At 61.5% G+C, this 10,328-nt stretch carries 8 protein-coding genes and 4 pseudogenes; 7 read left to right on the top strand and 5 right to left on the bottom strand.

Annotated elements, in window-relative coordinates; translation table 11 throughout:
• From OTB20_RS41080 to OTB20_RS41090, 3 genes and pseudogenes are all read left to right on the top strand, one after another.
• A pseudogene (locus OTB20_RS41080) lies at positions 1-345 on the top strand (transposase family protein); the annotation flags it as partial.
• Between the two features lie 516 nt (positions 346-861).
• Positions 862-2,433, top strand: coding sequence for a putative adhesin (locus OTB20_RS41085; protein ID WP_267825025.1), 1,572 nt, complete (start codon positions 862-864; stop codon positions 2,431-2,433).
• Between the two features lie 407 nt (positions 2,434-2,840).
• Entirely contained in the window at positions 2,841-3,494 is a 654-nt protein-coding gene (locus OTB20_RS41090) for a TetR/AcrR family transcriptional regulator (protein WP_267825026.1), read from the top strand.
• A gap of 250 nt (positions 3,495-3,744) precedes the next feature.
• On the opposite strand, the pseudogene OTB20_RS41095 reads toward OTB20_RS41090, so the two are convergent.
• Positions 3,745-3,849, bottom strand: a pseudogene (locus OTB20_RS41095) (transposase); the annotation flags it as partial.
• 334 nt (positions 3,850-4,183) lie between these two features.
• Positions 4,184-4,951 carry a transposase gene (locus OTB20_RS41100; RefSeq protein WP_267825027.1) on the bottom strand — a complete coding sequence of 256 codons (768 nt, stop codon included), beginning with the start codon at positions 4,949-4,951 and terminating at the stop codon, positions 4,184-4,186.
• A gap of 441 nt (positions 4,952-5,392) precedes the next feature.
• On the opposite strand from OTB20_RS41100, the pseudogene OTB20_RS41105 reads away from it, so the two are divergent.
• The 4 genes and pseudogenes from OTB20_RS41105 to OTB20_RS41120 form a co-directional block, all read left to right on the top strand.
• A pseudogene (locus tag OTB20_RS41105) lies at positions 5,393-5,479 on the top strand (hypothetical protein); the annotation flags it as partial.
• A gap of 127 nt (positions 5,480-5,606) precedes the next feature.
• A complete protein-coding gene (locus OTB20_RS41110) occupies positions 5,607-6,017 on the top strand; it encodes a transposase (RefSeq protein ID WP_267825031.1) in 411 nt (136 codons plus the stop codon).
• Between the two features lie 674 nt (positions 6,018-6,691).
• Positions 6,692-8,146: a putative adhesin gene (locus OTB20_RS41115; protein WP_267825028.1), complete on the top strand. Its 1,455-nt coding sequence runs from the start codon at positions 6,692-6,694 to the stop codon at positions 8,144-8,146.
• 94 nt (positions 8,147-8,240) lie between these two features.
• Positions 8,241-8,576 (top strand): annotated as a pseudogene (locus OTB20_RS41120) (transposase); the annotation flags it as partial.
• Here the strand turns inward: OTB20_RS41120 and OTB20_RS41125 are convergent.
• The 3 genes from OTB20_RS41125 to OTB20_RS41135 all read right to left on the bottom strand — a co-directional run bounded on the left by OTB20_RS41125 (position 8,541) and on the right by OTB20_RS41135 (position 9,821).
• On the bottom strand, positions 8,541-8,720 hold the full coding sequence (locus OTB20_RS41125) for a hypothetical protein (protein ID WP_267825032.1): 180 nt from the start codon (positions 8,718-8,720) through the stop codon (positions 8,541-8,543). The pseudogene OTB20_RS41120 and the gene OTB20_RS41125 overlap by 36 nt on opposite strands.
• A 384-nt stretch (positions 8,721-9,104) precedes the next feature.
• A complete protein-coding gene (locus tag OTB20_RS41130) occupies positions 9,105-9,254 on the bottom strand; it encodes a hypothetical protein (RefSeq protein WP_267825029.1) in 150 nt (49 codons plus the stop codon).
• 144 nt (positions 9,255-9,398) lie between these two features.
• On the bottom strand, positions 9,399-9,821 hold the full coding sequence (locus OTB20_RS41135; RefSeq protein ID WP_267825030.1) for a subtilase-type protease inhibitor: 423 nt from the start codon (positions 9,819-9,821) through the stop codon (positions 9,399-9,401).
• Positions 9,822-10,328: the final 507 nt, after the last annotated feature.

Here is a 10,328-nt window from a genome sequence, read left to right on the forward strand (position 1 = left end):
TCCTGTGGATCTCCGGGGTGCTGCCCGGCCGCCCACGATCTCACCGCGGCCCGCAGACACCGCATCATCGCCACGTGCCGCCGCTTGGGCATCCCGGCCCTGGCTGATCTGGCCTACCTCGGAGCCGACGGCACCTTCGCCACCGGCCGACGGCGCCGCCCCGGCCAAGAACTCAGCCCTCGCCAGAAGTCGTTGAACAAGGCCGCCCACGCCCGCTTGCGCTACCCCGTCGAGCGAGGCCTGGCCCGTCTCAAGACCTGGCGGATCTTCCGCAAAGCGCGCTGCAGCCCGACCTGGCTCACCACTGCAGCCAAAGCCATCCTCACCCTGGAGAACTACCGCTGAAAATGCTCAATGACTCGAGCGGGGGTGGCGCCTGTTGTGTTGGGGTGGGTTGGTTTCATGCCGAGGGCTCTGCTGGTGGGGGGTAGCCGTGCAGGGCTCTGGGCGCCTCGGGGGGGAAGGGTGAGACGGCTGGTGACAACGGCCAAATCCCGCTGACGAATCGAGGCTGAGTCTGCAAGGCATGCATGTCTACCCTCGCCGGTGCCCTTTGGGCAGCCTGTTGTCGTCGTCAGCGGGGCAGACTGACCCGCCATCGGCCATTCGTCCTCAAAGAGAAAAATGCAACGTTTCCCAAGCGATTATTCTAGGACACGGAGCTCGTTCTCATGCGGCAGCAGACAGTAAAGATTCCACCGGGGGACGACACTCGTGGGAATTGTAGTACCAGCCTGCATGCTGAAAAGATTTTCCTTCCACTTCACAGTGGGAAGAAAATTCGAAAATTAACCCACCCTGCACATTTTTGCGGTATCCGAAGCCAGACTGGCGGGATCACCGAAGGAAGGACTGACGTAAATGCAGCTAACTTGGCAGAACTACATTCGATACGCTAAGGAACTTGCCCTTCCCTCATCCTTGGACGAGTTGGCGCGAAACCCGTTCGCCGTAGCCGCTTTTGTGGATTATCTAAACTACACTTGCCGGCTGAACTATGATGTCTCCCGTCTTGATTTTCAGAGCCTTTCTGAAGATGAGATGAAAGAAACAATTCAGCAGGCTGTCGGAATGATTGATGGTTCTGAAAATTGGGACCCAGATGTCGTCGCATCCAACATAGAGATACTTGTCGCTCAGTTCATCGCTGATACCTTGCAGGCGCGGAATGATACGACCGTCCTGGAGGGCTTATGTTCGCTCCTCGCAGCAGAGATCGCATTTGTTGCCGGCCATGGCACCCTAGATGAGAGCCATTCACCCGTTTCGGTTCCCGAAGGCATGACCCTACATTTCCTTTCCGACGCCGGCGAGAATCTTAGCACTAGCATTTCACTCCTTGCCTTGGCGCAAGGCGAGAAGGCGAAGTCGAAGCAGGCATATGCATCTGGCGATTCGGTTCCAAATTATCTACTGAGCCCTGAAATAGATGACTTTGATACCGCTGTTATCGTTCAAGCGAACGTACAGGATCTCCCCCTCTACTTCGTCGGGCAGGATCCATTGCAAAGCGGCGCTACAATGCTGTGTACATCCCCCATTGAATGTGCCGCGCTCAAGACGCGCCATGAATGTGACGGTGTACTGGGGCAACTTGGGCATGTGAAGAACCTGTATTTTTTGAGTTGCAGAGGTATCCATGGCAGGAAAAATCGGGTCACGAAGCGTGCGCCCGGCGAAAAGCTGCCAATGACTTACGTCAAGAGTAACTTGGGGGTGATTGCTACATTTCTGAGTAGCGGCAGCGCTTTCGCCAAGAAGCTCGACAGCTTACCCGACGAGAAGAAGGCGATACTGTTAGGCAATCCCACAGCAAAAGATAAGCTTATCGTGCATTGCGCTAATCGGCTGGTTGAAGAAAAGGGGGACATTGCCTATTACGTCATGTACCTTTCAAGTGTAGACGCAGACAAAAAACGCTTTGATGGTTCCGGATTTCTCAGGAAATCAAAGAAGGCTGCTATTGAATATATTTCTAAGTTCATTCAGTCTGATGACAGTGACCGCAACGCTCTTCTGGAAAACCTCGAACCTGAAGCATGGAAGTTTCTCGCCGAAAGAGTTCCCGGCTTTAATACCTGGAAATCTCTCGGACCTCACTGGGATTCCCTAATGGAAGGTAACGCAAAAACCATTCAGCGCATATATGCCTCCGGGGGGAAAGCTGAATGCATTGTTTCTGATGATGGCACTGTCTTGATCTACGATACAAATCTCATCGATCAGGATCCTAATTTAGCGAGTCATTTCAGCAACCATTTTAAGGATTCTCTTACACTCGTAATGCGCATGCGTACTGACGATAACAAAGTCCGAGCCACTGTGAATCGCACTGCGAAAGCGGATGCTGTGCAAGCGCTGGAAAAACAGCTTAAAAGGGCGATTCCGAATTATTCGAAGGTTTACCTCGGCCCCACACCTGATGATTCATGACACTCCCTCCCGGTGCCCGCATGATGTGAGGAAGCGCGGTGGTGACGTTCTCCCACCGCGGTGCTCGCCGCGGTACTCGTGCTGAGCAGGAGGAGGTGACGCTCGGGTATCCCGGGGGAATGAGGGAGTTGACTCCTGGAGCTCCGTGATCCCGCCGTGCTGGACGTTCCGTCTCGTCGCTGATTGAGAGTGAGCTGCAGGTTGTGGTGTGGGGGATGCCCGGCGGGCACAGGTGCTTCAGTCGGCTGGCGTGAATGAGGACGCGGTGTTGCATTCGCGGCAGGGGACGGTGCGGGGTTGCTGGAGTATGTCGAGGGCTTGGCCGAATCGATTGGGGTGGCGCCGGGTTGGCAGCCGATGACGTGGACCAGGCGTGCTGCGGGGTGGCCGGGGCGGTGGGGCAGGATTTGAACCGTCCACGCCTGGCGGGCCACGCCACGGCCCCCCGGGGATGCGGGACGCGTTGGCACAGCGCTGTAGTCGCCGCGATCGCGGCCACCGCGCTGCGGCTGTTCCTCCGTACGGGATTCGACGGGGTCTCGGTCACCGAGATCGCGCAGGAAGCAGAAGTCTCCAGGCGGACCCTGTTCACGCACTTCCCCACGAAGGAAGATCTCGTTCTCCACCTGCTCGCCGACCACCAGGACCAAGTGGCCAGGACCGTACAGACCCGCCGGCTCGGCCAGCCGCCGCTGGAGGCACTGAGAGAAGCACTGCTGAACGCAGGGCGGGAGCACGACGCGAACACCGGCCTGAACGACAGTCCCGAGAGCCTGGCCTTCTACCAGCTGGTCACTGGCACCGAGAGCCTGGCCGCGAAACTGACCCACTACGCCGCCCGCGGGATCGACTCACTGGCCGACGAGCTCGCGGCAGCGGGCTTCGACGCCCTTACCGCACGCCTCACCGCCACCCAGGTCATCGCGCTGGAACGTGAACTCGCCAACATGAACCATCAATCCCTGGCAGGCGGCGAGTCCGCCGCGGACCGCTACCCAAAGGCGGTACAGGGAGCAGAACGCGCCTACGACCTGCTGCACAACGCTTTGGGATCCCGCTGAGGCCCCTGCACCACCCGGCAGATGGCGGGGATCACCGGGTGGGGGCGACTCGCCGACCGGTGCGCTTGCACCCGGCGTAGCCGGGCTACGAGAGGGCCTGTCGGTGGTCGGTGAATCTGCGTAGTGGCCGTGTTCGTGACTGACGCGCTCCTCCAAGATCTCTGGTTCCACCAGGCCGACGACGTCGTACTCGACACCATCGCCGTCCGCGGCGAGCTGGTGACCGTCCAGGCCGCCGCGAGGTCCGGCCTCATACGGCGTGGAGGACGCGTTTGCGTAGGAGGTCGAAGTTGGCGCGGCCGAACATCTGGCGCTTCAGCATCTTGATCTTGTTGTTGTGGCCCTCGACGGCACCAGCCCTTCAGGGTCGCCCTGGCCTGTTCGCCCCAGGGCTGATTCAAAGTCGAGGCGGGTCCAACGGCCTCACCGTCGTCCTGCTTGGCCCAGTCGGCATCAGCGCAGGTCAGCAGTGGGTGCGAGGACGAAGGTCATTTGAACATCCATCAGATCGATGCTCCAGGGCCTCGGGGCCCAAGCCCCTGACCAGCACCGATGCATTGCTTCTCTCGGCTGGTTGTGCTGAGGAAGAATCTCAAAAGGTGACCATGGAATTACAGGAACTAAGGGTTGTCCCGTAAATGATCTCTGAGTCGTTTGGGGTTCGGTCGGCCGCGGGTCGGGCTGGTCGCCTATCCGGCGAGGGCGAGGTTGTGCATGCGGGCGATGCCGAGCATGGCGTGGTGGGCTCCGTCGCCTTTGAGGCGGCAGTCGCGGAGGATCTTCCAGGTCTTCATGCGGGCGAAGACGTGCTCGACGCGGGCTCGGACCTGCTTGTGGGACTTGTTGTGCGTCTGCTTCCACTCCGGTAGTTCTTCGCCCTTGCGGCGGCGGTGGGGCATGACGAGTCCGGTGCCGGGGTAGCCGCCGTCGGCGATGGTGAGTGTCTGGCCGACGGCGGCTTTGGCACCGGATTCCTCCCATGCTTTGCAGTCGTTGCGGTTCCCGGTGAGCGGTCGGCCGACCACGACGACCAGGCGGGTGTCGGCGTCGATGACGACCTGGTGGTTGGTGGAATACCGGTAGTTCTTCGACTGCGCGGCCACCGTGTGGTCCCGGGTCGGGACCAGGGTGCCGTCCACGATGAGCACGGTGTCCTTGGCGAACCGCTTGCGGGGCTGGAGCGCGAGCATCGGCCCGAGGTGGTCGATGATCCGGTCCGCCGCCGACTTCGAGACTCCGAACAGCGGGGCGAGCTGTCGCATCGTCAGGTTCGTGCGCCAGTACGCCGCGACCAGCAGGGCCCGGTCCTCCAGCGGAAGGCTCCAGGGCCGGCCCTTGCGGACAGCGTCCGCACCCTGGCGCCGCAACACGGTCACCAGCTTCCCGAACTGGCGCGGGCTCAGCCCGGTGAACGGGGCTATCCAGGACGGCTCCGACGCCGTGATCACACCAGCCACAACAAGATGATCTCACCCGTGACCAGCAGTTACGGGACAACCCTTAGCAGCCGTTGTTTGGCGCTATTGTGCAAATATAAACAGTACCGAGTTTGCCCAGCAGCTTTTAGTTAAGTTCCAGGAGTATCACCGCGATCAAGTGCTGAAATTCTATTCTTGAGCTCGCGCCCTGCCGGGCACAGGTCCGCACCAGGGTGTTCCCCTGCGTATCCTGTATGCCCAGGGCTCAGGGTTTCGGCGTATTCGCAGGGCGTCCGATTCGTGGCGATCCGCCAGCGCAGCGGTCACCCGAGCACGTGACAGGCACGGGCTTCCAAGATCATGGAGTTCTCGACGCCCCGTGATCCGAGTGGAAGACCGTGCCTGCCGACGTATCGTCGCCGATTCCCCAGGTCTGCTTGATCGGCTCGGCGAGGTGCCGGACCACGTGATCCGCGTGGGGTGCGTCACGGCCTGGCCGTCGTACTCGGGCTCACCGCGTGTGCCGTGCTGGCCGGGGTGACCTCGCTCCTGGCGGTCGGCGAGTGGATCGCCGAGGCTGCGGCGCACGTGCTGGAACACCTCGGGGTCCGGCCGGATCCACTTCTGCCCAGACGTCTCCTACCAGCGGAGACGACACCTGCTCGCTGCCCTGGACCACACCACCGGATGGGTCCTGGCTCAGCTCGACGCCGGCGAGATCACTTGCTTCCGGCCGCTGCTCGAGACCCTCGCCGACCTGGCCGGCCTCGTAGTCACCAGCGACGCGCTGCACACCCCGCGCGAGCACGCCGACTACCTGCTCGGCCACGGCGCCCACTACATCGTGATCGTCAAGGGCAACCAGAAGAAGCTCCGCAACCAGCTCAAAGCCCTGCCCTGGAAGGACATCCCGCTCCAGGACCGCACGCAGGGCACCGGTCACGGACGGTCCGCGATCCGCCGGATCAAGGACGCCACCGTGAACAACCTCCTCTTCCCCGGAGCCACCCAGGCGCTCCAGATCAAGCGCCCCGTCGCACCGACCGCAAGACCGGCAAGACCGGCAAGACCACCATCAAGACCGTCGACGCCGTCACCAGCCTGACCGCCGGGCAGGCCGCCCCCGCCCAGCTGGCCAAGCTGGTCAGGGACCACTGGAAGGTGGCGGCCCTGCACCACGTCCGCGACACGGCCTTTGCCGAGGACGCCTCCCAACCACGGACCGCCAACGCCCCGCGTGCGATGACCACCTGACGCAACCTGGCCATCGGCGCACTCAAACTGTCCGGCGCCACGAGCATCACAGCCGGCCTCCGCCCCAACGCCCGCGACCCACCACGCCCACTCGTCCTCCTCGACCTCGCGTGATCACGAACCGGACATCCCACGACTTTGCCGAAGCCCTGCACCCGACGCGACAGTCGGGCCACCAGCCTGCCCAGTCACCGGGATTCCCCCCTCCGGCAAGCAGAAAGTCCTCAACAGCGAACTGTCGAGGACTCACGGAAGATCGAGGCTTGATTGCCCGGCAGATTCGCTCATCACGCCAAGGTCGGTTCCTTTTTGCCTGTCTGGGCGGTCCTACCTACCCTACACATTCTAGACCATAATTTCATAGAAGGCGCCGGTCCGCTAAAGACCCCAGCAAAAAGGAAGGATATGAGCAATATGACTACAATACATATTTATGCAACACTGCGGTACGTGGAGGGTCGCGCTGACTCCCGCTCTCTTCCGGCAGGCGTGAACAGACTCACCGTTCAATCGTACGACGAATGTATGCCCACCACCGCCATCTGCGAGCCGGGTGGAACCTTCACTAACTACGACGCCTATGCCCCGGATGCCCGGCTTTTAAATGCTACTACCGCTCCCGCGGGGGCATCTGATGTGACCTTGGGAGTCGGCGACGGAATCGACCCTTCCGACCTCTACACTCTCCTCGAAGGCGTTTTGGGAAATGCTGCGATAACAGAGCAGGCTGTGGATTCCGAAGTTGAAGTCCACATACACAGCCTCAATATATTTGAGGAGAAATGGAACATTGAGCACGAGGGACACACTGTTGGCTACGAAGCGGCAAAACAGCTCACGAGGGAATCCTCCCGCCATGCCATTCCCCTAAATCAGCGACTTAAAGACGTATCGTTCCTGGTGGGCCACGGAACTTTCATGGCAGCAGACGGGGAGACCTTCGTTCCGGAAGGGACCACCATCAGGTTCGGTGCTCAAGAAGGAAAAAAACTGGCTGCCATAGCGGGGCTTGCATCTCTGCAGAGCGCTTCAGTGGCTTCATACGGTGCGGCGGCCGCCGGGCAGCGGGTCAGAAACTACCGCCTCGGTATGCACACTCCTACCGAAGTCCAGTCCGATATTGACTCACTCAATTCACTCAATGCCTCCGCCGAGAGAGTAATTGTCGTGGGTGAGCGACCCTCAGGAAAATCAACCCCAAAAAATGTAATTTTCACCGACTCAACTAAACTATGCACGAGCGTAGATCATTGCCGGCAGCTAGAGTGGCATGATTGCGAGGGAATTCTAGGTAAATATGAAGGTGAAATTGTGATACTTGCCTGTCTCGCCGTCAGCGGCGACAACGAGGCAGCTAAGACAACTGTACCCGCCTATGACAAGGGCGACGACCTGGAAATAGTAGCCGCAGCCAACAGATATCTTGAGTCTGTCTACAAACGGTGGAAGAACCGTGAGCTCACCGCTACTGAAGCGCTCGAAGCGCTGAACGGGAACTCAACTCCAACAGGGGCACTAGCGAAATATGGGACCGTCGCTTCTGTGTTCAGAATAGCCGCAGATGCGCACGGCCACATCGCTAACCGCGGCAGCATGGAATTCCTTGTAGGCCCCTATATGGAATACAGCAAACAAAACAAGGAAAGGGTTTGGTGTGACCCTAGCCTGAAAGCGTCACTGAGAAAATTAGGACTCACGATAAAATCAGTCATCAAGCGCTGCCCGTGCTCGAAACCATCGAAGTTTGAAGTAACCGAGTTTCCCGGAGCTGAATGTGCTGTATGTAAACAGGAAATCACCACAGATTGCCCCCAGGTGCAGCTCTACGTGCACCTGGGAATAAAGAACTCATACTGTCTCCAGCATTCTCCTGCTTGTCCGCCATTGCAGGAGAATGACACCGGCTTCCGAGGTGACGAAGGTGCGTTCAATAACCTGAATGTGACCGATTTGGAAAACTCTCTTAAGGGCTATTCCTAAGAGCTCGTAACAGGATCTTGATGAGATGTTGTGGTTCAGCCGTGACCGGTGTGACGATTCGGCCGTTCGTGGTGGTGTGACTACTCGGCCGTGGATCGTGGACGACGACTTGTGGAGACTGATCGAGCCGCTGCTGCCGCCCTGGCCGACGAGGTCACCAGGGCCGCGGCCGGTAGCTGACCGACTGTGCCTGCAAGGCATCCTGTACGTGCTCTGCAACGACATCGCGTGGCAACTCCTGCCCCCTGAGCTGGGGTTCGGCTCCGGGCAGACCTGCTGGCGTCGGCTGGCACGGTGGCAGCAGGCGGGGGTCTTCGACCAGCTGCATCGGGTTCTGCTCGCTGAGCTGAACGCGGCCGGCCAACTGGACTGGTCCAGGGCTTGCGTGGATGGCTCACACATCCGCGCGAAAAAGGGGGCGCCGACACCCGTCATTCCAGACCTGCTGGATGCGCCGGCCCTCGATGGAGTCGTGTGGGACGCGCAGGCAGACCATCCCGGATGCCTTCGCGATGTGGATCGCCGCGACCCTGGCGACCGTTCCGTCGTCCTGGTCCTCTCTCAATTCCTCCATGACGTACCCCTCTGTTGCGCTGGTGCGGGCGGGGGCTGCCCGGGGAGCCTGAGGGGAACGGAAAGGCTGATCGGCGTGCTCAAAGCGACAGTGTGCGGCCCCTCGGACGGCCCCCTCACCAGACTCCTATACGGGCTCACAGCCCAAACATCGATCGGCGTCGGCAGACAGCGCCCGTACCGATTTTCACGCCCGCGAGGCGTCATCCTAGGTGAACGGCTGACTCCTATGAGGTCATGATCGCCAGCCGGTACGCGCAACGGCACCGCTCGGAAGGTCGACGATTCAGAGTGAGGACAGCCGAAGCGTCAATCGGGGATCGGGTCAGACCCCCGAGGGGTACCTCCCTGATCCTCACAGTCGGGGATCTTGGCGGTTCCAAGGTCATTTGCCTTGGCGCCACCACAGGGGCCGCGGTAGCCGGTGGGCGTCGAGGTACTGCTGGAACGCCGTGGGCGGCGGTGGACGGCAGCCGGAGGTCTGGGGGTCCTGCTCGCCCAGGCGCTCGATGTTGACCGCGATCGCGGTCAACACGTACTGGACATGGGTCTTCGCCGCCGTTGGTGGCGGACTTCCCGGGCCGGACGCTGGCCGGTTGTCCGGCCGGTATCCCGCGGCCCTTCGCCAGGGTGGGCCGCGGGATACCGGCTGGCTCGCCGCGTACGGGCGGGCGCGGGTTCAGAAGGAGAAGACCGCGCCTGTCGTGGAGGCGTGCAGGTGGCAGGCGTTGGTGAAGGTGTGCTGCCAGGAGAGGCGTCTGCCCTGCCAGACGCCGTCCGCGGTCACTGTCACCGGCGCCCACTCCACCGAGCACTGCTCCCTGGCCGCTGGCCGCACCAGTTCCTCGAACGCGGCATCCGTGCCCCTCAGCTGGGAGCATGCCGCCCGGGGGGCCGGGTGCGTCCCGGACGGGCGGGGAGAGCAGGAGAGGGTTACCGCACGCTCGACGGTCGCCACCTCGGCGCTATCTCCGGCTCCGATCGAGAGGACCAGAGCGGAAGGGGCATACAGTCCAGCGGGCTGCGCCTGCGCTGCGGTGGAGCCGACGGCAGCGGTCACACACGCCGCCACAGCCGCGGCGAGGATCGGAAGGTATTTCATACGACGACGCACGGTAGAACTCTCCTTCAGCAGGGAGGTGATGAGCTGACTGCGCCACGCAACATCGCACAGCCGCACCCCACGCGCACCCCACGGGCACCGGAACCAGACACACCCCAGACCGAACGCTCGTTTGGGCAGCTCACTGCCCCCGGCCTATCCCCGACCGCCCCTGAACCTTCGGCTTGGCCTAGGCCAGCCCACGCCTCTCACCAGCGCAAACGCACCCGTCACACACGCCAGCGGGCACGCTTCCGGCCGAAAGTACCTCCCGCCTCGCCCGGCACGCCGGCAGCAAGGCCCACGTGATCGCCGACCGGCACCCGGTCCGCCGCAGCAAAGCCGTCCGGGCCTGGCTCGCCGAAAACGCGAAGCGCGTCCTAGGTTCTGTTTCCTGGATCTCCTGACGTGATCATGCTTGTGAGGCCAGGCTGGTTGGCGTGGTTGGTCGAGGGGATCTGACGAATGCGGAGTGGGGGCGGCTGGAGCCGCTCCTGCCGCGCTGTG

The organism is Streptomyces sp. H27-H1 (assembly GCF_026627445.1).
In the GTDB taxonomy this organism is placed as follows: domain Bacteria; phylum Actinomycetota; class Actinomycetes; order Streptomycetales; family Streptomycetaceae; genus Streptomyces.